This window comes from Virgibacillus sp. JSM 102003, from assembly GCF_041949995.1.
Classification (GTDB): Bacteria; Bacillota; Bacilli; order Bacillales; family Amphibacillaceae; genus Lentibacillus.
In genome coordinates, this window is sequence record NZ_JBHFQH010000007.1 from 107,876 (window position 1) to 129,738 (window position 21,863).

The 21,863-nt window shown below is 37.3% G+C and carries 22 protein-coding genes; 6 read left to right on the plus strand and 16 right to left on the minus strand.

Annotated features, from left to right (window positions below; translation table 11 throughout):
• The first annotated feature begins 4 nt into the window (after positions 1–4).
• Both ACE1TG_RS09815 and ACE1TG_RS09820 read left to right on the plus strand, forming a co-directional pair.
• Entirely contained in the window at positions 5–496 is a 492-nt protein-coding gene (locus ACE1TG_RS09815; protein WP_375052193.1) for a hypothetical protein, read from the plus strand.
• Positions 497–910: 414 nt separating this feature from the next.
• Positions 911–1,141, plus strand: a complete 231-nt coding sequence (locus ACE1TG_RS09820; RefSeq protein ID WP_375052194.1) for a cation transporter — start codon at positions 911–913, stop codon at positions 1,139–1,141.
• A gap of 180 nt (positions 1,142–1,321) precedes the next feature.
• Here the strand turns inward: ACE1TG_RS09820 and ACE1TG_RS09825 are convergent, their stop codons facing one another.
• On the minus strand, positions 1,322–1,801 hold the full coding sequence (locus ACE1TG_RS09825) for a GNAT family N-acetyltransferase (protein WP_375052195.1): 480 nt from the start codon (positions 1,799–1,801) through the stop codon (positions 1,322–1,324).
• Positions 1,802–2,004: 203 nt separating this feature from the next.
• On the opposite strand from ACE1TG_RS09825, the gene ACE1TG_RS09830 reads away from it, so the two are divergent.
• The 3 genes from ACE1TG_RS09830 to ACE1TG_RS09840 all read left to right on the plus strand — a co-directional run bounded on the left by ACE1TG_RS09830 (position 2,005) and on the right by ACE1TG_RS09840 (position 3,885).
• Positions 2,005–2,319 carry a PadR family transcriptional regulator gene (locus tag ACE1TG_RS09830; protein WP_375052196.1) on the plus strand — a complete coding sequence of 105 codons (315 nt, stop codon included), beginning with the start codon at positions 2,005–2,007 and terminating at the stop codon, positions 2,317–2,319.
• A gap of 74 nt (positions 2,320–2,393) precedes the next feature.
• The gene (locus ACE1TG_RS09835) at positions 2,394–3,206 is read left to right on the plus strand and encodes an undecaprenyl-diphosphate phosphatase (RefSeq protein WP_375052197.1); all 813 of its coding nucleotides are present in this window, start codon (positions 2,394–2,396) and stop codon (positions 3,204–3,206) included.
• Between the two features lie 34 nt (positions 3,207–3,240).
• Complete coding sequence (locus ACE1TG_RS09840; protein WP_375052198.1) at positions 3,241–3,885, plus strand: hypothetical protein; 645 nt, start codon at positions 3,241–3,243, stop codon at positions 3,883–3,885.
• A gap of 89 nt (positions 3,886–3,974) precedes the next feature.
• Here ACE1TG_RS09840 and ACE1TG_RS09845 read toward each other — a convergent pair whose 3' ends face one another.
• Positions 3,975–4,448 (minus strand): GNAT family N-acetyltransferase, encoded by a 474-nt coding sequence (locus ACE1TG_RS09845; RefSeq protein WP_375052199.1) that lies wholly within the window; start codon positions 4,446–4,448, stop codon positions 3,975–3,977.
• Between the two features lie 275 nt (positions 4,449–4,723).
• Here ACE1TG_RS09845 and ACE1TG_RS09850 point away from each other — a divergent pair, with 275 nt between their 5' ends.
• On the plus strand, positions 4,724–4,966 hold the full coding sequence (locus ACE1TG_RS09850; RefSeq protein WP_375052200.1) for an MFS transporter: 243 nt from the start codon (positions 4,724–4,726) through the stop codon (positions 4,964–4,966).
• Positions 4,967–5,792: 826 nt separating this feature from the next.
• On the opposite strand, the gene ACE1TG_RS09855 is transcribed toward ACE1TG_RS09850, so the two are convergent.
• From ACE1TG_RS09855 to ACE1TG_RS09920, 14 genes are all read right to left on the minus strand, one after another.
• Complete coding sequence (locus ACE1TG_RS09855; RefSeq protein ID WP_375052201.1) at positions 5,793–6,431, minus strand: bifunctional 4-hydroxy-2-oxoglutarate aldolase/2-dehydro-3-deoxy-phosphogluconate aldolase; 639 nt, start codon at positions 6,429–6,431, stop codon at positions 5,793–5,795.
• Between the two features lie 16 nt (positions 6,432–6,447).
• On the minus strand, positions 6,448–7,401 hold the full coding sequence (locus ACE1TG_RS09860; protein WP_375052202.1) for a sugar kinase: 954 nt from the start codon (positions 7,399–7,401) through the stop codon (positions 6,448–6,450).
• Between the two features lie 339 nt (positions 7,402–7,740).
• A complete protein-coding gene (gene hydA / locus ACE1TG_RS09865; RefSeq protein WP_375052203.1) occupies positions 7,741–9,114 on the minus strand; it encodes a dihydropyrimidinase in 1,374 nt (457 codons plus the stop codon).
• A 364-nt stretch (positions 9,115–9,478) separates the two neighbouring features.
• Positions 9,479–10,954, minus strand: a complete 1,476-nt coding sequence (locus ACE1TG_RS09870; protein WP_375052204.1) for a cytosine permease — start codon at positions 10,952–10,954, stop codon at positions 9,479–9,481.
• Between the two features lie 348 nt (positions 10,955–11,302).
• Complete coding sequence (locus ACE1TG_RS09875) at positions 11,303–12,532, minus strand: M20 family metallopeptidase (RefSeq protein WP_375052205.1); 1,230 nt, start codon at positions 12,530–12,532, stop codon at positions 11,303–11,305.
• 71 nt (positions 12,533–12,603) lie between these two features.
• On the minus strand, positions 12,604–13,362 hold the full coding sequence (locus tag ACE1TG_RS09880; RefSeq protein WP_375052206.1) for a 3-oxoacyl-ACP reductase family protein: 759 nt from the start codon (positions 13,360–13,362) through the stop codon (positions 12,604–12,606).
• Between the two features lie 86 nt (positions 13,363–13,448).
• A complete protein-coding gene (locus ACE1TG_RS09885) occupies positions 13,449–14,450 on the minus strand; it encodes an NAD-dependent epimerase/dehydratase family protein (protein ID WP_375052207.1) in 1,002 nt (333 codons plus the stop codon).
• A gap of 130 nt (positions 14,451–14,580) precedes the next feature.
• Positions 14,581–15,822, minus strand: a complete 1,242-nt coding sequence (locus tag ACE1TG_RS09890) for a M20 family metallopeptidase (protein ID WP_375052208.1) — start codon at positions 15,820–15,822, stop codon at positions 14,581–14,583.
• A 168-nt stretch (positions 15,823–15,990) separates the two neighbouring features.
• Positions 15,991–16,362 carry a RidA family protein gene (locus ACE1TG_RS09895; RefSeq protein WP_375052209.1) on the minus strand — a complete coding sequence of 124 codons (372 nt, stop codon included), beginning with the start codon at positions 16,360–16,362 and terminating at the stop codon, positions 15,991–15,993.
• 122 nt (positions 16,363–16,484) lie between these two features.
• Positions 16,485–17,000 (minus strand): 6-phospho-3-hexuloisomerase, encoded by a 516-nt coding sequence (hxlB, locus tag ACE1TG_RS09900; RefSeq protein WP_375052210.1) that lies wholly within the window; start codon positions 16,998–17,000, stop codon positions 16,485–16,487.
• 22 nt (positions 17,001–17,022) lie between these two features.
• Positions 17,023–17,664 carry a 3-hexulose-6-phosphate synthase gene (gene hxlA / locus ACE1TG_RS09905; RefSeq protein ID WP_375052211.1) on the minus strand — a complete coding sequence of 214 codons (642 nt, stop codon included), beginning with the start codon at positions 17,662–17,664 and terminating at the stop codon, positions 17,023–17,025.
• A gap of 77 nt (positions 17,665–17,741) precedes the next feature.
• Positions 17,742–18,746, minus strand: a complete 1,005-nt coding sequence (locus ACE1TG_RS09910; protein WP_375052212.1) for a substrate-binding domain-containing protein — start codon at positions 18,744–18,746, stop codon at positions 17,742–17,744.
• A gap of 1,388 nt (positions 18,747–20,134) precedes the next feature.
• Positions 20,135–21,067, minus strand: coding sequence for a DnaD domain-containing protein (locus ACE1TG_RS09915; protein ID WP_375052213.1), 933 nt, complete (start codon positions 21,065–21,067; stop codon positions 20,135–20,137).
• A gap of 84 nt (positions 21,068–21,151) precedes the next feature.
• The gene (locus ACE1TG_RS09920) at positions 21,152–21,706 is read right to left on the minus strand and encodes a sigma-70 family RNA polymerase sigma factor (RefSeq protein WP_375052214.1); all 555 of its coding nucleotides are present in this window, start codon (positions 21,704–21,706) and stop codon (positions 21,152–21,154) included.
• Between the last annotated feature and the right edge of the window lie 157 nt (positions 21,707–21,863).

The following is a 21,863-nucleotide window of genomic DNA, read 5'->3' on the forward strand; positions in this document are numbered from 1 at the left end:
GCAATTGGAAAGAGAAATGGATCACATGCACGCCTCAGGTGTATCATGGATTTTTGCTATTGTTATCTTATTCATTTGTGCGCTGCTCGTCTTCCATATTGTTTTTACACTATGGAAGCAACGAAGTCACTTGCATCGACTCAGTGAACAACATAGTACGATTGTTCATTCACTGCCAATGTCTTTAGGAATGATTTCTACAATGACGATTTGTATGGTAATTGGGGCTATTATGAGTCACCAATTAAGTGCAGCCTATATTGTAGGACTTCTGGCTGCCGTTTTTGTCAGTGGTGTTATTAGTTTTCCATTCCAGGATGTGATCCCCTTATTAGATGGGATCGTAGCAGGAACGATGGGGGGATTAATGGGAGTGATGGTTGGCGTCATGATACCTCAAATAGGATTGTATACCATCGTAATATTATTAACAATATTGTTTGCAGTCACTTGGGTTATCATGGAACGGCGCATTCGTAGTCAACCTGCAAAGTAAACCCCTCCCCCCTACCATTTGAAAGCTTCTATGGTAATTTATGTTTATTCATTTGCGATTAATAGAATGGTATAAACTAAACGTGTGGCAGACACAATGGGGTAAACGAAAGATAGACAATATCTTAACCATTGAATATTACTCCCAGCTAAAGATCTCGCCAACCGTTCCCCCCAACAAAATGGCCCATTGAGCCAAGAAAGAGAGTAATTATTTCCGGGTTACCTGCTAATCCCTCCAAACTATTCTTTTAAACTATTTTAAGGATATGCTTCCCTCAAGATTGGGTATAGCGGATAGGTTGATATGGCCACTTACCTGTACTACAAAAGCCTTTCATAAATTACAGTCGCTCTAAATAAGATTAATACAAGCAAGGAAATTTATTTAGCTATGAAGGTGGTGAATCACTAAATGAATGAAGTCGTTTACTTAGATGTAAAGGGTATGCATTGTCCCGACTGTCCTGCAAAAGTTGAAAGAGCAATTTCAAAAATGGATGGAGTGACCGAAGTAAAAGTTAATTTAGAAACTGAAAATGGTTGTGTGATGTTCAATAATAATTTAACAGGCGTTTCCGATATTATTAAAAGAATTGATAATATGGGGTTTGAAGCGAAGGTCGTCCAGGCTAACACCAAGTAAATTAAAAGGGGAAAATCATTGAGGAAGGACACGGGAAAATTGTGCTCTTCCTTTTTTGGTCTGATTTAAACAGGTTATCAAAGCCCTTAATTTCAAAAAACACATTCTCCTTAGAAAGAATCGGTTGCCGACCCCCTTCTTTCGTTAAGGCACCCCGTTAGCGTAACAAGACCATTCAGGTTATTCGGATGCCAATTTTTTGATCATCTTATAATTAATCAATGTAATGTTTCTACGTTCTACGGTTTGAGACCCGATATTCTTGTATCCGTGATGTTCAAAAAAGGGTCTTGCTGTAATACTTGCTTTCGTATCAATTTCCGAAATTCGCAGTTCTCTTTCTTCAGATTCAAGCATATTTACCAATGTTGTTGCTATTCCTTGTCCCTGAAAGTCCTTATGAATGTAAAGTTTATCCAAGTGCCCATTATGACTCATGTCACTAAAACCGACAATTTTATCATTTATTTCAGCAACATATGTGATGTTATTACTTAAAGATTCCTTCCAATTTGTCAGTTTAACCTCTATTTCATCTTTCGGTGCCCATGCATTAAGTTGTTCTAGTGAATAATCCCGTGCGTTAACAGAATGTACTGTTTCATAAAAAAGTGAAACAATCTTATTAATGTCAGCACCGTGATAGCCTCGAATTTTCATATTCTTGTGTCCCTTCAAAAATAATAAATATTAAGTTAAATTTATCATTTTATTCATTAAAAAATCGACTGCTTATTCCACAATCGAACATCTAAATGGAATTTGTACACGCTTTTTTTCGAAATACCCTTGTAATGTTAAGTAATTTATATTATTATGATTTAGTACTTAATAATGTTAAGTAATTTGAGGGAGGCTTCATCTTGAATAAAGAAATGCTTAAAGGTACTATCGATCTTCTTATCCTATCCATATTAGACAATCAGGATGGGTATGGATATGAGATTTCAAGAGTGATTAAAGAAAGAACAAAAGGAACGTTTGATATGCAAGAAGCCACTCTCTATTTGTCACTAAAACGCTTGGAGAAGAATGCAGCTATTACTTCTTATTGGGGAAAAGAGAGCCAAGGTGGAAAGAGAAAATACTATGCAATTACAGAAGCAGGTAAAGACCAACTTCAACAATATACCGAAGACTGGAATCAAATGGCGAAGATGGTTGAACTATTTCTTTAAATGAATTACCTGTAAAAGTACATAATGATTCAAAATAGTTATCAATGAAACAATACTCAGGGAGGATTTTTAGCATGATTGAAATGTGGACATTAATAAAGTATTTTATATTAGGTTTGGTTCAAGGGATAACAGAACCAATTCCTATCTCATCTAGTGGACATCTTATTATTTTTCGGGAACTATTCAATATAGAAGCAGAAGGGCTTTCCTTTGAAATTTTCGTGAATTTTGCATCGCTTCTAGCGGTCCTTGTTATTTACAGAAAGGATATTGTTAGCTTAATTATCAATTGTACTCGTTTCCTAATGAAAAAGGATGATAATGCTAAAAGTGATTTTCAATTTATTATCTACCTTGTAATTGCGACGATTCCAGTTGGGGTCATTGGCTTGTTATTTGAGGATGAGATTAGTGAAGCACTTAGCAGTACAAAGGTTGTAGGGGTAACCTTACTCATAACTGCAGTTGCTGTTTGGGTTATACGCAATTTAAAGGGCAAGAAAAGCGACGGAGATTTAACAATAAAAGATGCAACTATCGTTGGATTTGCTCAGGCAGTTGCAATTACTCCTGGTATTAGTCGGTCCGGTGCATCTATAGTAGCCTCGATGTTAGTTGGAATGAAGCAGGAGACAGCCCTTCGTTTTTCATTCCTATTATATATTCCAGTGAGCTTGGGGACAGGGGTTCTTGAAATACCAGACATTATTAGTGATCCTAATTTTGATCAATTAATGATCCCTTATGTTGTTGCATTTATTACAACCTTCATTGCAACCTATTTTGCCTTAAAAGGGTTTATCAATATTATGGCAAAAGGCAATTTAAAATATTTCTCCTATTACTGCGTAATTGTAGGGGCGCTCGTCATTCTATTTTTATAATACAATCAATTTAAGTTAGTTAGGAGGAGTTAACATGGAGAACCTTTTTCATAAAGTAGTAAGTTTGAAAGACTTGAAGTATAGTTGGATATTAATTACATCCATAATAGTTTTCTGTATAACTCTATACTTAGATCTAAAATATAACCCCTCTCATGTTCCTATAAAGGCATTAGTGGGCTACGGATCAGCTTTAATTATTAGTGTTTGTTGGGGAGTTTTTAATTACATTGGACACGTTCGAGTCAATGCTATGTATCGAAAAAGTAATGACATACATGCCTTTGTGAATAGCCTGGCGATGAACCAAGAGGAAAAATTGGAACTGACAATGTATCTGGAGGATTATACGCAAGATTTAACAAATCAGGGGAAAACTAAAGAGGAAGCATCACAAATTGCGATTAATCATTTTAAAATTCAAGAGTTCTCCACCTTGTCAAAGGATACCCAACTCTTTAACTTGCATGCGCATTTCTATCTATGGGGATATGCTAGTATCGCAGCATTATGTTCTCTTGTATTACTATTTATATCAAACGTTGTGGTCAAGTCATCCTTAATTCTTATTGTACTAGAAACCGCATTTGCTGTAACTTTTTTTGGATGTTCCTTACTGTTTTTCATATATAAAATCATAGATGTTATGATTTATCGTAAACTTAAAGAAAATTATTAACTTGTCTTAAAAATATTCGTAACATACCAGGTTTTCCTGGTATGTTACGTTCCTATAAAGGAATATACCCTGTAGCAGTTTGAAATTCTTTAGTTGAGGGTGAGAATAAACTCTTCAACATCCTTATCACGCGCGTTTGCATACCCGCTGTCTTCCCCCGAAATCATGAACCCACATCTTTTTAAAACCTTTATCGATCCAGTATTGTCTTTTGCAGCCCGAGCATAAAGTGGACGAATTGTAACCTGTTTCAGAAATTCCCGTAAAGCTTTGGTTGCGATGCCCTTACCCCAGTATTCCTTTCCAATCCAATAGGTTACTTCTGGCTCTCCAAACTGCTCGAAGTGTACAACATGGCCAACAACGGTGTTTTCAACAATGATCGTTTGCTTAGTTATATTCTTATTCGTAAGTATTTTGTTCCAGTGTTCAGCGAAGCTATTCCAATCATTAGGGTCCTTACTTGTAAAGGCGGCCATTTGGTTTGCCTCACTGTCCTGCTGATGCTTAAAAAAAATAGGAAGGTCATCCTCAATCACATTCCGAAGTACTAAATTGTTCATTAGGCTCCTCCTCTGTCGTTTACTTTATTTTAGCAAACATGTGTTCCCACGGCAACATATTTATCGTGTAAAATCACCTTGATATGCTCCTAATAATCATTTCCTTGTTCAATTACAAGGCGTGTTTTGTTGAAAAACTACCACCGATAAATAAAACATCTTTACTTTAAAGTACATTTTTTTAACGCAATTAAATTATTGAGTAATATTTGTCTACTATGCAACAAAGTGCCTTGCATTAATCGGCCCTTAGTATTGTGACTGTAACCACATTTATGTTTACACAACTATCACTTGATACGTCATTTACCTATTTGACTACTATCTATGCCATTCGCATGTTCGGTCTGTCCTTTGCCCTAATGCCGATAATGACTTCCGCATTAAACCAGCTTCCACCAAAATGGTATGCACATGGTTTAGCCATGGCCAATACCCTGCAGCAAATATCTGCATCGATTGGTACCGCCATATTGGTGACACTTGTTGCCATGGGAACAAAAAGCTTTGAACCATAAGCACCCGCCTCAGCCGAGGTAATCGGCCAGCCTGACCCCAATTCTAAATCTATAAAACTCTACTTTCGCACCTTAAAAATAAATCTATATTCTACAAGCGGTAACACTTAACTCGGATTGAATACGTACGTTAAAAAATAAAAGCCATGAAAAGACACCTTGACGTTTGGTATAGTGTAATTGAACCTATTTCAGTATCCGAAAGTTAAGTAACATTTTAAAGTTGAATCAAAAAAATCCTTGTCTCCACTGCAACAATTGCGTATCTCCCCCACATCCAGGCACTATTTGGCTACCATCAATGACCAAAAATTAAAAGGACTGATGCTCTCAAGATAGTTGCCAAACCAGCAATCTTTTAAAAAGAACATGGATATACTGAAAACGAGTTTCTAACACTGTTAACAGCAAATCTTACAGACATACTCGATAGAGGGAACAGGTTTTGTAGTAGTTAAAATAAGGAATGGTTGCAAACTTACTTATAGCTAAAGGGATCCTCGGATTAGATATTACAGATGTTGAAGAGATTGTAGTGGTTTACATTAGAGGGGAAAAAATAATTAAGCGATAGAATAATTAATTTGATCCTACAACCAAGTTTAAATCAAGCTGCTTTCCTTAAAAGGATTAGCAGCTTGCAAACAATTATTTTGACCTTAAACAAGATATCATTTTGCCCTTTAAATACTACATGAAATTTTTAAACCTGAACAGTAAAATTTAGTAGCATTTCCTTAAGCCATTATTTCCATTAAGATTACGGAAAAAGCTGGAGTCCAGACCAACTGATTAAGTAGTATCATCATGGACTTCATCCGATATTTTAGCCCACCACTTTATTTACTTTATCTCTAAACTGTACCGCTTTTCTTGAGATCTCTTGTAAAGTGGATGTGCTCATCGGTTGCCCCAAATCTACAAGGGCACTGCCCATGCCGACTGCAACCGCACCATTTTGAAAATATTCCTGGACATTATCAAGGTTCACCCCACCAGTCGGCATCAACGGGATGTGCGGTAATGGGCCATGAACATATTTCAAGTAACTCGGTCCCATAGTTTGTGCAGGGAATACCTTAATGATATCAGCACCCTCTTCATAGGCTTTTAGAATTTCAGTCGGTGTCATTGCCCCAGGGATACTCACCGCGTCGTAACGTTTCGCTATACGTATCGTTTCCTCATTTACTGTTGGGGAAAAGATAAATTGCGCGCCGGCCATGATTGCCACCCGCGCAGTTTCAGGATCAAGTACGGTCCCAACTCCCACAATTACCTCATCACCAAGTTCATTCGTCACACGCTCAATTAGGGATAGGAAATTTGGTGTTTCAGCAGTAATTTCGAGAATATTGACACCTCCATCACGCAAGGCCTTAGCAATGGGCACAATATTGTCCCCATCTGCCTCTCTGATTACCGAAACAAGTTTGTTTTCATATATCGCTTGTAATGTTCTCATATTTAATAAGCTCCTTTCATCGATTTACATCCCCTTGAGTAGTACCGTTAATGAATGACTCTAGTCTTTCCCTCTCAGGTAGTCCCTCAACATCACCGCTGACCTTTGTAGCCATTGCACCAACAGCAGCCGCTCGTTCTACCGCTTTCTTTAGGGAAAGTTTGTCCAATAATCCTGACAATAATCCAACTGCAAACCCGTCACCGGCACCGACCGGGTCTATGACACGTTTTACTGGAAATCCAGGAATTGTCCCCTTCCCATCTTTAGAATAATAATAGGCCCCTTGAGCCCCCAGTTTAATCACAATTTGTGATACACCGTGGGCATAAAGTTGTTTTGCCATCATTTCCGGGTTGTTTTGACCGAAAAGAAAAACCCCTTCATCAAGCCCCGGTAACACAATATCCGCTTTAAAAGCAATTTCGAGCAACGCCTTCCTCGCCTGTTCCTCCGACCATAACTTACGCCGTAAATTAGGATCAAATACAACAGTCACTTCATGTTTTTTTGCGAATTCAACCGCCTTCATAACAGTTTTCCGGCAACTTTCACTCAGTGCTGGTGTAATCCCAGTAATGTGTAAATATTTTGCGCTGGCAATATAGTCCTCATTCAAGTCCTGGGGTGTCATCAGACTGGCAGCAGATTCCTTGCGATAATAGTGTACCCTCACTTCATCATCCGTTACCATTTCCTTAAAATAAAGACCTGTCGACGCTGACTCCTTAAACCTTACTGTACTTACATCCACACCTTCACCTCTAATGAAGGTGTGGACCTTCTTTCCGAATTCGTCATCACCCAGACGGCTAATCCAGCCAGAGTTATGTCCTAGTCGTGCCAATCCTATTGCCACGTTTGACTCAGCCCCAGCTACTTTTGCTGAGAAGTTTGCTGAATAACGCATATAACCCTCAGATTCTGGTGTAAATAATACCATTGTTTCTCCAAGTGTAACTACATCCATAAAGGTGCTCCTTGTTTTTATTTGTACCGTAACATAGTTCCAAACACATAAAAATCTTCTAAATTAATATACGGTTTTAAATTTGGTTCCTATTTATTTGAACAATGAAATGTTATGATTTGTACCATTTCATACTTCACAAGTATGAGTTATACTTACCTTCTATAATTGAAATCAATATGGAAAACACAAATATATCATGTCTTTATTCATTCTTTGAGGCCCATTTATCACGGGTTAGTAGTTGTTATCCACTCTATCACCATCTTGTGATAGTTGAATGGAGAAAACATAGATTTAAAGAGTTTTACATTAGTAAAACCTTTCACCTCTCCCTATCTAGTCAGTAGATCTTTTTCGGTGCAAATACTCACCGTGGCCGGGCTTACCATGAAATGAATCCTCAGAAACAATTAATTCACCGCGAGATAGAACATGAGTAATCTTCCCTTGGGTTTCTATCCCTTCATAAATATTATAATCCGTGCTTTGAAATTGTGTTTTTTGAGAAATAGTTTTTGATAGTCGCGGATCCAAAAGAACAATGTCTGCATCGCTTCCTACCATAATCGCACCCTTCTTTGGATAGAGTCCAAATACCTTTGCAGGTCCAGTACTGGTAACATCTACCAGCTTTTGTAAGGAAATGCGTTTTTCATGTACTCCAAAATGAAAAAGAAGAGAAAAGCTATTCTCTATGCCCGGACACCCGTTTGGGATTTTAGAAAAATCGTCTACCCCAATATCTTTACCACCTTCCAATGGGATTGAAGAATGATCAGAACCAATAGTGGATATATGACCAGAATCGATACCTTTCCACAATTCCTCTTGCTCGCTTCTTTCGCGAAGAGGTGGTGAACAAACGTATTTACTTCCTTCTAAATATGGCTGATCTAAAAAACTTTCATCAAGCACCAAATAATGAGGGCAAGTTTCAGCATACGCCCGTACTCCTCTTTTCTTAGCTTCGATTACCTGATGTAAAGCATCACCACATGTCACGTGTACAATGTAGACAGGTGCACCCGCAGATTCAGCGATTCTAAGAGCTCTGTTTGTGGCTTCGGACTCTAATGTAGAAGGTCTAGTCCGTGCATGGTAAATCGGAGAAGTGTTCCCTTGTAACACGGCCTCCGCAACAAGATTTTCTATTACGTCACCGTTTTCAGCATGGACATTACATATGATTCCCGACATACCGGCCTTTTTCATAAGTCGATACATAACTTTATCATCTATTTCCACATCTTTGTTTTGATTCGCCATAAATAATTTAATTGAGGTGACACCTTCGTCTTTTGCGAGAGCCGGAAGCTCTTCTAACACATTTTTATTGGATTCATTTATAATAGAATGAAATCCGTAGTCTATACACGATGATTTAGCTTTATCTTTCCATTCCTTTAAGGTTTTTATCACCGATTGCCCCCTTTTAGGATCCACATAATTAATAATGCTTGTAATTCCTCCTGTAGCAGCTGCTTTTGTTCCAGTATTAAAATCGTCAACTGTCCCTAGATTAGCAAGGTGTGCATGAGGATCAATTCCGCCGGGGAACACGTACTGACCATTTGCATCAATAACATGGTCTTCATTATTTGGTTCAATATAACTTGATATGCTTGTTATAATTCCATCTTCAATCTGAATATCCCCTTTAAAGATATCATCTACAGTAACAATCGTCCCATTTTGAATAATTTTTTTCAAAAAGATCCCTCCGATAGAATCCTATTTTTGTTAATTTACCTGTAACTCTCATTGATTAGCATAAATACCTACAAAACTGTCTTCCTGTATTTTATCAAGGGAAAAAGGATTGATTAGTCATTTAGCTAACCAAGTCATACCAAAAAGATGCAAAACGGGAAGGCCCTACAATTTGGACGTCATTTTTTTGGGACACCTTGTCTTGTAGAAAGGTTATTCTTTCTTCAGAATAAGAGTCCCTCTAACCAATTAACTTTGTTAAGCCTTCCCGTGCTTCAATTAAAATGCTACCTAAAAAGATATTTTCGCAACAAAAACCGTGATACAGTAAATCTTAGAAGTGCGGGCAAAATTAACATTATTATTACTTTGCGTCACTATATGAATTACTGGTCTTTTCTACTATTTGATCTTTTTTAATCGACATAAGGATAATGTATGTTATACCTCCAAAGATAACACCCAAAAACCAATTATAAGAATATAACCAATTAAGCGACGGAATAATAAGTCCACTTAGGGCTACAAGTAGTCCTACGCTGAATGAAATTATCGCCAACATATTCCACCCATTGCCATAGGAATATATTCCATCTGTCACGAAGAGGCTTTTCACATCATATTTTCGCTTTCGAATTAGGTAATAATCCGCAAGCATAAGACCAAGTATAGGCCCCATAGCAGAACCAAGTATACCAAACAAGTCGTTCATAATCTCTGCTTCACCAAACCATAACCACGGAGCAGTAAATATTCCAACGCTAATGCCTATAATACCCGCTCTGTTGAAAGTAAGTTTTTTGGGTGCTATGGCTGCTAAATCAAAGCCAACTGCAATTGCATTAGTAGCTGCATTAACACTAACTATTGAAGCCAATAGTATCAAAGAGCCAAAGAAAACAATAAAGGGGTTATCAAATTGCGCTATTATTCGAGCAGGATCAGAAATAGCCTCCCCATATGCCACTACAGTGCCTGCAGCCACAAGCAGACTCATTGTGCTGTATACCATAAACATTAGTGGGAATCCAATCAACTGACCAACAACTTGTTCTTTTTGATTCTGAGCAAAACGAGTTAAATCAGGGTTATTTACCATCAAAGTGGAGAATGTTCCAACTATTCCCGTTACTGATAAAAAGAAAAGACCCCAAAATTCTCCTTCTGGTACTGTAGATTCTATATTTACTAATGGTGCAAAGCCCCCTGCAATATCTACTGCCCATATAACTAGACCTACAGCTATAACCATAATTAGAGGACCAGCCCAATGTTCAAATTGGCGAATACGTTCAACACCATGCGTGACAAAGATATAGTGGATAATTATGGAAATTATATAGCCAATGGCTGTAGTTAACTCCATTCCTAGAATGTGTATATTTGCTAAATTTCCCCACCCAGGAATTATAGCAGAAAGACCAATTGTTATTGCCTCACTACCAAGGTACATAAAAACTCCGAACCAAAATATTCCGATAATACCACGTATAAAGATTGGTATCAAAGCTGCTCTATGTCCGAACACAGCTCTTATAAGAACCGGAAAAGGCACACCATATTTTGTACCGGCAAAACTATTTCCTATTAAGGCTGCAAAGATGAAAAGGTCTGCGACAAGTGCTGCAGAAAAAGCCTGCCAAAAACTCATTCCTGACTGAATCATTGCAGCTGTTATAGTCCATTGACTTATACTATGAATTGCCCCCATCCAGATAGCTATATAAGTCCACCTTTTCCAACCTCCTTTTTCATTTGAAACAGGAGCTAAATCTTTGTTGTATAATGAGGGATCTGGATTCCAATTTGCCTCTTCTGTAAAGCTTTTATTTTTTTCCAAATTAACAACTCTCCTTTGCTAATATTATTATTTAAGCCATTCTTTATGGATTTGAATATTTTTCCTAATAGCGCAAACTACAACAGCTTATATTCCACAGTCAACTTGACCACACTGTTACATTGTGATAGAATAATTTAGGTTGGGATTACAATTTTTGTCCCTCATTGACTCAATCTATAGAGGTTGAGTCCGCATGAATATTTATGTTTCACCTATCAGATTTAGAAAGATAACTGGTCACTGACTACTAGATAATATCTGTCAACAAACTATTAAATTATCAAAATAATAAACTATAACCACATAGGTGATTTATTGATTTTACGTGATTGACTTTATTTACCTTTACTTAACACCACAAATGTCTACTGCCGTAAGTGCATATATAATTGCAGCAGGAGTAATATGAGAAGCATCTATATATTCATTGTCCGAATGGGCACACCCTATGTCTCCAGGGCCGAATAAAAGGCTTGGTATGTTTGCAAGCTCATACAGCAAACCTGAATCACCCCAGTATGTCGCTCCTTGTATGGATTTTTCTTTGCCCAAAGTCTTCTTTATGTTCCCTTGAACAGATTGAACCAAAGTATGTTCTGGATCAATTTCCATTGCAGGATGTGGTAAAATATGCTTTACCTCAGCATTAATACCAATTCTTGCCTGCTTTACAAATTGTGCAATTTCTTCAATATCTTGAGTGATTCCTTCAGCGCTTTGATGTGGGGTCCATCTAATATCAATATAAACACGGCACACATCAGCAACTATTCCTGAAAAACCTGAGGATTCCCCCATTAAAAAGGGCATGTTGCCTTGTGAACTTCCTTGAATCATGTCCACATTAACCGTCGGAGCCCCTACAAGTGGGTGCACCATATTTTTATATTTCGGTATCAGTTCTTCCTCAATCTTCTGCATAAAATGCCCTCCGGCAAAAGCCGCGTTAGCCCCATTCTCAGGAACACTTGAATGGACGGATCTTCCAGTAAATGTAACTTCAAAGTAATCACACCCTTTATGAGCGACCACTGGATGAAGTTGAGTTGGCTCACCTACAATCGCTAGGTCTGTTTTTGGGCCATTCTCTACTAAATAATGTGTGCCGGCACTTCCAGAAGCCTCCTCATCTATTACACCAGCGAACACAAGGTCACCTTGCAATTTTACTCCTAATCGATTTAAAACAATCAATGCATAGGCCATTGCGCCTACCCCTGATTTCATATCTGTGGAGCCCCGGCCATATAACTTTCCTTCTCGCATTATGGGAGAAAAAGGGTTTTCCATTCCAAATGTCGGAACGGTATCAATATGCCCATTTAACATTAAACTCGAACCTTGTTGTGTGCCATTTAGTTTCGCTATAACATTCGGACGACCATCTGTCACTTCTTGTAAATATGAATCGATTCCCTCAGATTTAAAAAGTTCATGTAAATATGAGGCAACTAACGATTCCCTTTTTTCGAATGCTAAATGACTTGGTATAGAAATTAACTTTTTAACTATTTCCAATAATTCATCTGAATCGACACCTTCAACAATACTTGACTTCAGTTCCTCAGCAATCATTTTTTTCCTCCTTTGTATAATTTTAAATTCCTAATGGTTATGTCAATCCCGATAATCTTTAGTGTTGTCTTTTACATCATTACATCACCAGAATTTGGACCTAATGTTTGCCCAGTATAGATATTACCGTCTGGATCAGAGGCTAATAATATTGCTGTAGGGACAACCTCTTCCACTTTTCCAAATCTCGGTATTACTAGTTCGGACAATTTCTTGTCTTTCCATTCAGGTTCAACTGTATCCATTAACTGTGTTTCAATTGGCCCTGGAGCTATACAGTTTGCAGTAATACCATATTGGCCAAGTTCTAATGCGAGTGATTTTGTGAACCCAATTATTCCAGCCTTCGCAGCAGAATAATGACAATGCTTAACAGCCCCTTTTTGAGCAGTCTGAGAAGAGATATTAATAATCCTTCCGGATTTTTGCGAAATCATGTAGGGTACAACTTGTCTTGTTGTAAGAAATACACTTCTTAAATTGACCTCAATCATCCTATCCCAGGTTTTGGTTGTCATATTTTCAACAAGACTTAAACTTGAAATTCCGGCGTTGTTTACCAATATATCAATTTGGCCAAATTCATCCACCGTTCGACTTATTAAACGCTCTGCCGTTTCCTCCTTCGAAATGTCCCCCTCCGTTAATATTACCTTAACCCCATAGTTTTCCAACTCATTCTTGAATACTTCAATTTCCTCTTTATCTTGTCCGTAATAATTAAGAGAAAGATTTGCTCCTTCCTTAGCATATGCCATAGCAATACCTCTTCCTATCCCTTGCCCAGGGCTAGCCCCTGTTATAATAGCTACTTTTTTTTCTAATTTCATGTCGTCTCCTCCCCCTAAAATCCCAAGGTTTTGGGATGAATTTTATTAACCTAATCAAATGTGGTACGAATATCTTGCATAATTAACTAGGACAACCCCTCACCTGTCAGCAAGTTAATATTCTCTTCTACCCAGAGAACATAGTCTTCAAAAGACTTCCCTATATCGTAGCTCGGTACATAATTTGTATCACCTATCAACCTATTTATATCAAGTGGTGCATTGTCTCTTGTCCCATGAAAAATAATATTCTCTTTATTTGGCTCCTCTACTATTTGATATTCAAAATCTGTGTATCTTTTAGATAATAATTGGCACCAATCTTCCATCGACCAGAAATGTCCAGAGCTTATATTGTACAGATTGTATTTTAAATATGGTGCTTCCAATAACTTTTCTACGGATATAGCGATATCTTTGCTATATACCCAGCTTTTGTACCCTTTTCGTGGTAGTAACGCCTTCTTTCCTTCTAACGCAAAGCGAGTTGCTTGAAAAGGAGGACTAAGTAAGTCTCTTACACCAGTATGATGTTCCCATGGACCATAAGCGTCACCTATTCTTGTAATAATTATATCCATCCCATGTACTTCCTTATATCGAGTGACAACGCTTTCAGCTGAAAACTTACTTATTTCGTAAAGGGTATGAGGTTTAGAAACACTAATGTCTTCTTTTAAGAGTTTACTTTCAAATGCCTCGTTTCCATAAACAGCTACAGAGCTTAAGTAAACAAACTTTGAAACATTGTTTTTTCTAGCAGCTTCTAATACCTCTATTGTTCCCATGCAGTTTACGTTCATGATATTTTTCGCATCCATTTTTTCTCTATCAATACTAGGTGTAATAGCAGCACCATGGATGATAACTGATACCCTAAATTTCTTTATTGTTAAATCGATGAGATCCTGATTTAATACATCGCCCCTTACAAAGTAATAGTTTCCCTCGTAATTTTGAAATTTCTTTTTAGTATTTTCTACAAGTGGTTTCAGTCCATATAAAATTACGTCATTTCCTGACTCAAGCATTTTTTCTGCTATATTTAAACCTATAAATCCTGTTCCTCCCGTTAACAAGACTCTCAATATACCACCCCCATTCACTTAAAAATAGTTCATTATGGTAATTACTTGATGAGCTACCCTTGGTTCTTACCTAAATGAATTTTTACACTTGAACAGCATAAGAAAAATCATATAATCTTATCCTGAATTATTACTTCCCTACTTTTCCAACACCGCATATATCTAATGCTGTGAGGGCATAGATTATAGTTGCGGGAGTGAGTTCTGACACATCAATATATTCATTATCAGAGTGCGCACATCCAATATCTCCAGGACCAAATAGTAACGTGGGAGTATTAGCGTGTGCATACAACAAACCTGAATCCCCCCAGAATGGTTCCCCATGTAGAGGCCTTTTCTCACCGATAGTTTCTTTTATATTTTTCTGTACAGACTGAACTAAAACATGATCCGAACTTATCTCCATTGCCGGGTGAGGAAGAATATGATTAACTTCCACATTAACATCCTTCTCTTGTTCAATAGCTTTTGCTATTTCTTTTACATCGTTTGTAACATCATCGATTTTTTGATACGGAGTCCATCGAACATCCATAATCAGTCGACAAAAACCTGGAACTGTGCCAACAAATGATGAACTTTCCCCTGTTAAATAAGGAAAATTATCAATGGAACTGCCTTGTATCGCTCCTATATTTATTGTCGGCGAACCAACTAAAGGGTGATCTAGTTCTGCATATTTGGGGTCCAAAACCTCTTCAATTTTTTTTACAAATTCAACAGCAGCTAAAACGGCACTTGTTCCATTTTGAGGTACACTTGAATGGTTCGACCAACCCTTAAATGTAATCTCAAAATAATCACATCCTTTATGTGCAGCAGTGGCATGTAATTTTGTTGGTTCTCCTACAATCGCAACGTCAGTCTTTGGCCCATGATTAACTATATAATGTGTTCCCGCGCTTTCAGATGACTCTTCATCTATAACTCCTGCAAAAACAAGATCACCGTTTAATTTTATTCCAAGCCTTTTTAAAGTGATTAATGCATAGGCCATTGTACCGACTCCTGATTCCATATCGGCAGAACCACGCCCATAAAGCTTCCCACTTTTAACTGTCGGGGAAAAGGGATTGCTCATTCCAAATGGTGGAACTGTATCGATATGACCGTTGAACATTAAACTTGTGCCGTCACCTTCCCCTTTTAACCTCGCAATAACGTTAGAGCGCCCATCTTTAACCTCCTGTAAATAGCAGTCAATTCCTTCTGATTTAAAGAGATTGAGCAAATATCCCGCAATTACAGTTTCTCTTTCTTTTAGCGAAGTGTGACTTGGTATTGAAATCAACTTCTTTACCAACTGTAATATCTCCTCTGGGTTGACAGCCTCACTTACTTTAGATTTAAGATCTTGGTTAGTAATCATTTTTTCCTCCTTAGCACGAATTTAATAATTTAATTTTCAAATCTGTCACTACACTTAATAATCTTTTCATAATTTTATTTATAACGTAAATTCACTTAAAGTACTACCAGGCATGAAAGTGCATTCCTGTAAGCCTTTTCATTCTCTGCCAATTATCAGCCTAGCTCCTTAATCTATTTCTGCAATAACATCTATTTCTAATGGAATATCTTTTAATTCACAACCAATTGTTGTTCGCACTGCTAACTGTTCAGAAAAAAACTCTTTGTACACATTGTTATAGCCTTCAAAGTCTTCCAGATTAGTTAGATAAGTGGTTACCTTAACAATATCCTCCATAGATGCATTGGCAGCTTCTAAAACATGTTTGACATTTCTAAGAACTTGTCTTGTTTGTTCTTCTATAGTTTTAGGGACTTCTCCTGTCTCAACATTTACGGGTGTCTGACCCGCAACATAAATTCGATTCCCTACTGAAATCCCTTGTGAATATGAACCGGCTGGTGGCGGTGCAAGCTTAGTGATTATTTTTTTCCTCATTTCTACATCCCCTATCATCTTTTTTTCAATAAACAACTAATTAATTATTCCTCAAACTAAAGATTATAAAATTTCTATTATCATTTAACACCCCCCCTAATTTAATAAAAAGTTATTCCTGACTATTCTAAATTCGCATGTCGTTTATGCATAACTTGATTAATATTTCCATCACTCTTCTCATTAAAGCTAAATATTATAATTGCATCTAACAACAGATGGGTACTTTGATCAAATTGATTACCAAGAGGTTGAAATGCACCTGATTCTTCCGAGTGATGATGTTTTGTCAGTGCTGGGATATGTAAAACTTGATTGCTAATTTTTGCAATTTCAGATGTATTATTTGCCGTAATTAGTATAACCTTTGCACCTATTTCCTTAGCCTTAGTAACAAAATGAATGATTGACTCGGATGATCCTGAGCCAGAAACTACAACTAATATATCTCCGTTTTTAATTGAAGGTGTGGTTGTCTCACCTACAACATAAACTTGGTATCCACCATGCATTAACCTCATTGCGAAAGCTTTCCCCATTAACCCTGAACGACCTTCTCCATACAGGAAAATTCTTTTTGCTTTTTGCAAATCATTAGATACTGCCACCGCCTCTTCTACTTCAACACTCTCTAACACAGTGGTAACCTCATTTAGTACACTACGAATAATATTTCTCATAGGATACAAGCATCTCCTTTATCTTTGAAGCTACTTCATAACTTCTATTGGATTCTGTTATCCGGCTACCAACAATAATAATACTCGGATTCATCCTTAGTATTGATGGCAACACTTTTTCATTTATTCCTCCAGCTACAGCAACCTCTATATTATTAAACCCTTTTATAGAATTAAGAGAGTTTTTATTAAAAGTATCTTCTTTTTGTATATCCTTCCCATAATGAATTGAAAGCAGATTAACCCCCATTTTATTCAGCCGATTTATTCGTACCGGATCAGATATACCTAACAAATCAACCATAATCCCTTTGTTATACTGCGAGGCTACTTCAAGTGTATCCAAAATCGTTTTATCGGCAGAAAAAGCCATGACTGTTGTAATATCAGCTCCAGCGTCAAAAGCTTGTGCGGCTTCATGTTTTCCTGAATCGCAAGTTTTCATATCCGAAACAATCGTTTTTTCAGGATAAGCGTTTTTCATTTCATAAACTATTGACATTCCATATTCCTTTATGACATTAGTTCCAATTTCTATTAAATCAATAACTTCTTTCGTTTCCTTTACTATGTGAAAGCATTCCTCTTTTGTTAGTCGATCCAAGGCAAGTTGCAATTGCATTTCATCACCCCAAAATTATCTTTGCTATAAAATTCGTTCATCATTTTCAGTAAAGTTTCACGCACATTTATAGCTGTTCAGGTTGATGATCTGGGAATTAACTTACCATTAAATCTGTAAACTTGGACATTGCCTTCACCTTGCTCTTTTTCTACTTTATTCAACAACAAATTGGTAGCCTTTTCTCCCATTTCAAAAGCAGGTTGAGAAATGGTCGTTAATGGTGGGCTAAATATATTGGCAAATGATACATCATCCACACTAACTAATGCCAAATCATCAGGAATTTTAATTCCATTTTCTTTAGTAAAGTATAAAATTTCCATCAAGGTCATGTCATTTCCAGCAAATATTGCTGTCGGCGGTTTTTTCAAAGACAACATTACCGACAACTCATTTTTTATTTCTTGGATTTCGAGACCTTTTACATATTTCTGCGAGGGCTTTATCCCACGATTTATTAATGCTTTCTTAAAACCTTCAATCCTTTCAACCCTTGGTGTTACATTCCTAAGTAGAGATGTAGTTATCATACCAATACGTTGATGTCCCTTATCAATAAAATGTTCAACCGCCAGCTTTGCCGCATCTTCATTATCTAAAAGAAATGCATCTACTGAAAGCCCTTCAATCATGCGGTCCAGAAAAACAAGTGGATATTTCTCCTCTATCATCCCTTCATACAAATCCTCATTTTCACCGGTTGGAAATACAATTAGTCCATCCACTTGCTTAGCCCGTAGCATATCAATGTATTTTCTTTCTTTTTTGGGGTCATCGTCTGCGTTACAAACAATAACATGCATATCTTTTTCATTACAGACATCCTCTATTGCACGAATAACTTGAGTGGAAAATGCGTGCAAAATATTAGCGACAATTACGCCTATTGTGAAAGTGCGCCTCTGTTTTAAACTTCTCGCAATAAAATTAGCTTGATACCCTAGTTCACTTATTGATTCTTCAATTCGTTTTTTTGTTTCTTCTCCCATATAATCAAATCGCTTATTAAGATACTGAGAGACGGTGCTTTTTGAAACTTTCGCATGTTGTGCAACATCAGCCATTGTTGGTCTTTTCATCGTTTATCCCTTTCTTTAAACTATTTAATAAATCGATTTACTAAACCGGTTTATCAAATAAATTTAGTGTAAGTATAAATTATATGTAAGCGCCTTGTCAACCGAATTTTCCAAATTTTTTTACAAGTAAAATTATAAATCATCGAAAATATTAACAACTATAGCACCAAACTAAACCAAAGGGAGATTTCAAAAATTTGCTTGATTTACACATTAGACCAAACTCACCAGAAAATATTCTGACTACTAATTACACCTAAATAAAAATCCCTGATTACGGTATTACCAATGAACGATAAAACCCTAAAGATTAATATTTTTATAAGCATTTGTAGGTCTTTTCTTTAACAATAAGGTAATTAAAGTAGTCTTTGAAGTAATCGATGATTATTTTTCTGAAATTTCTTAAAAACCCAGCTCAGTCCAGCATGACGAAAAGGTACTTTTCCACAGAGTTTGTTGCTCTACATCATTGTTGAAGAGTTTTGACCATCGGTTTCTTCGTCATAGAAATAACCATTTTAATTGCGTATTCAATTGAATATTGCCATTGAAATGAACCACCTGTGCCATGAATTTGATCCACTTAGGACATTATTTTGATTGACTTCTACCATAAAGAGTTCCAATACTATTGACCTACTATGAAAAATTCGGAAAACGTTCTTAACAAGGAGAGGAGGTAATGATAGGCTCGGTGTCAGGGAAGCTCCTAGCTGCCGTTTATTGCCTAAAATCATTACCACAGAGCTCCTTGTCAAGACCCCAAAATAGGCACACTTCTTCAAAATAGGCACACATACCTATTTTTTAACAACCTTTGTATAAATACGCTCAGATTTTTTAACGAGAATATGGACCTTAACCCTGATATTTTCAGCCCATTCAATCGCAGTTTCTGGTTGTTTCTAAAATATATTATGGTTATCAGGCATATGTTCACGAACAATAGAAAACTGTCCAAAATTACCATATAATCGTTTATGATCAGCTAATCGTATATGATTGAAATAGACTTCAACGAGGTCATCTGATAGTTTTACTTCTACTTACAGGACAACACTTTTAGCCAGACAGATTGATACAAGTAAACAATTTAAGAAAACATTAGCAATAGGGTTAATATTTAAGATTTCGAAATGAAGAAGATTCTAAATCTGCCATTAAAGAAAACCCTTATTCATTTGAACACTTTGTTGCCGACATCTATAAATCTGAAAGAGGAGGCAGTAATTGGGCTACACCACGTTTCAGAGATTTTGGTGTAGACTTTGAAAATGATGCTTTCTCCCTTCTTCAAAAAAACTTTGCCATTACCCCTAAGCTTCCGTTATATCTATCAACAACTATCAGCAAGGCGTCATCATTCTACTTAGATATAATCTAAACTACCCCACACGAACCCCTCTCCCTTCCCTATAAGCTGCCAACAACCTCTCAACTTCTTCTCGTTCAGCAGCTGGGTCATGTGACTCTCGTTCCAACTTTTCCTGCTCTCGCTTCAATTTCTCCTTACGCTTTTGCTCTTTAAACCAGCCTGGAACCACTTCTTTGCTCTCAGCGACATAAGAACGTTGCTGTCGATGTTTATCCCGGCGAAACTGCACTTCCTCAGCTTTTGCCGCCTCAACAGTATTGATCCCCTTCTTCTCCCAGGCTTGCAGAATACCCTGTACATAACCCCAATTCCCTTTTCCTCGCTCTAAAGCTCGTTTCATGGCATCCAGGACGAGATCTTCTCCCATATCATTCACCCAATTCTGCAATGCGTCAGATACAAATGGGTTGATTACGCCAAAGTTTTCTTGGTAAAACAAAAACGCGTCAGTTGTCGCAGCAGTATCATTTTGTTTTGTATTGTTTCGTTTCTTTTTGTCTTTCTTTTGTTTAATTAATGGGTCCGTTCCATGGTCCGTATAGTGGTCCACAACCTGGTTCATAGGTTGGTTCGCATCCTGGTCTATATGATGGTTTGAATATCCGGCCACCCCATGGTCCGCTTCCTGATTCACACCCCAGTTCATCCCCTGGTCCAGCCCCGATGTAAGACTATCCATTTGATACACTGGTGCTTGATTTTTATTCCGTGAGTGATAGTTAATATAGCCCTTTTCTTTTAATTCGGTTCTTGCTCGCTTGAACGAACTATCCGTGGGCCCCGATTTCAGTCTCAGAACTGGTGCTGCAACGGTAAATGACTCCACCCACATGGCCTTGTTATTTATATGCATCAGCGCATGCCATAACGTTACTGCGGAAGCGGATAATGGATTTCGTTCAATATGATCGTAAAATGCGTTGATCTCTTTTATGTAATTCATGATTACCATCCTTTTTATGTGGATTCACCGAACAAATCTCCCCCCAGTTCTTGAGGGAGGTGTTCAGCTTCAAATATTTTTTTGTTATTTATAGAGCCTTACTAAAACATCTTTTTCGTCCTTTAATTTCCTCCTGGTCCGCCTACCCCAGCTTTTCACAGCATCCTCTGAGACACCTTCCTGTTGAGCTATTTCCTGTAACGGTATCCCTTCAATAAGGTAGAATTTCACCCATTTCCATTGGTTTTCGGTGAGCATCGATTTCACGCTACCCCAAAACGCATCATCCTGTAGTGTGACGCCTGACGGATCTATCACCGGAATTTTTGATTCACCGCAGCGATTACCGTTATCAACTTCACATATTTCTCTTTGGGTTATCTTGCTTTGGTTGTGGTCTTCCCTTGTTTTTGTTCGGAGCATATCGATGAGGCGGTTGCGAATGGGGTAGTTGAAGTATGTTCCAAGTGGGCCTTTGTTTGGATTGTATTTCTTGTATGCCATCCACATTGCGTATATTCCTTCCACGTAAAATTCTCGATGCGGGTCTTTAATTCCCAACTTCAGCATATGGTAGTGGCTACTTCTTTCATTCTGTTCAAAAATTTCTCCAAATGTCAGTTTTTCTTTTTCATTCATTTTTTCTCCTCCTAAACTATTTTTGTTATAATAGGAGAAGATTGATAAACTTTCATCCTGCCTAACTTTCAAATTTCGACATAAAGTTTAGTTTTCCGTAGTAATAATGGGTGGAAAATCGAAAATCTTTGTCGGAAAATGCCATTTTGGCTATACC

Coding starts and splice junctions, on each gene's coding strand:
- ACE1TG_RS09880 (WP_375052206.1), bottom strand. CDS start 13,362: ATGAAATTAGAAAAAAAAGTAGCTATTATAACAGGGGCTAGCCCTGGG.
- ACE1TG_RS09820 (WP_375052194.1), top strand. CDS start 911: ATGAATGAAGTCGTTTACTTAGATGTAAAGGGTATGCATTGTCCCGAC.
- ACE1TG_RS09895 (WP_375052209.1), bottom strand. CDS start 16,362: ATGAGGAAAAAAATAATCACTAAGCTTGCACCGCCACCAGCCGGTTCA.
- ACE1TG_RS09915 (WP_375052213.1), bottom strand. CDS start 21,067: ATGAATTACATAAAAGAGATCAACGCATTTTACGATCATATTGAACGA.
- ACE1TG_RS09825 (WP_375052195.1), bottom strand. CDS start 1,801: ATGAAAATTCGAGGCTATCACGGTGCTGACATTAATAAGATTGTTTCA.
- ACE1TG_RS09835 (WP_375052197.1), top strand. CDS start 2,394: ATGATTGAAATGTGGACATTAATAAAGTATTTTATATTAGGTTTGGTT.
- ACE1TG_RS09910 (WP_375052212.1), bottom strand. CDS start 18,746: ATGAAAAGACCAACAATGGCTGATGTTGCACAACATGCGAAAGTTTCA.
- ACE1TG_RS09850 (WP_375052200.1), top strand. CDS start 4,724: ATGTTTACACAACTATCACTTGATACGTCATTTACCTATTTGACTACT.
- ACE1TG_RS09840 (WP_375052198.1), top strand. CDS start 3,241: ATGGAGAACCTTTTTCATAAAGTAGTAAGTTTGAAAGACTTGAAGTAT.
- ACE1TG_RS09860 (WP_375052202.1), bottom strand. CDS start 7,401: ATGGATGTAGTTACACTTGGAGAAACAATGGTATTATTTACACCAGAA.
- ACE1TG_RS09875 (WP_375052205.1), bottom strand. CDS start 12,532: ATGATTGCTGAGGAACTGAAGTCAAGTATTGTTGAAGGTGTCGATTCA.
- ACE1TG_RS09890 (WP_375052208.1), bottom strand. CDS start 15,822: ATGATTACTAACCAAGATCTTAAATCTAAAGTAAGTGAGGCTGTCAAC.
- ACE1TG_RS09855 (WP_375052201.1), bottom strand. CDS start 6,431: ATGAGAACATTACAAGCGATATATGAAAACAAACTTGTTTCGGTAATC.
- ACE1TG_RS09845 (WP_375052199.1), bottom strand. CDS start 4,448: ATGAACAATTTAGTACTTCGGAATGTGATTGAGGATGACCTTCCTATT.
- hxlA (WP_375052211.1), bottom strand. CDS start 17,664: ATGCAATTGCAACTTGCCTTGGATCGACTAACAAAAGAGGAATGCTTT.
- ACE1TG_RS09920 (WP_375052214.1), bottom strand. CDS start 21,706: ATGAATGAAAAAGAAAAACTGACATTTGGAGAAATTTTTGAACAGAAT.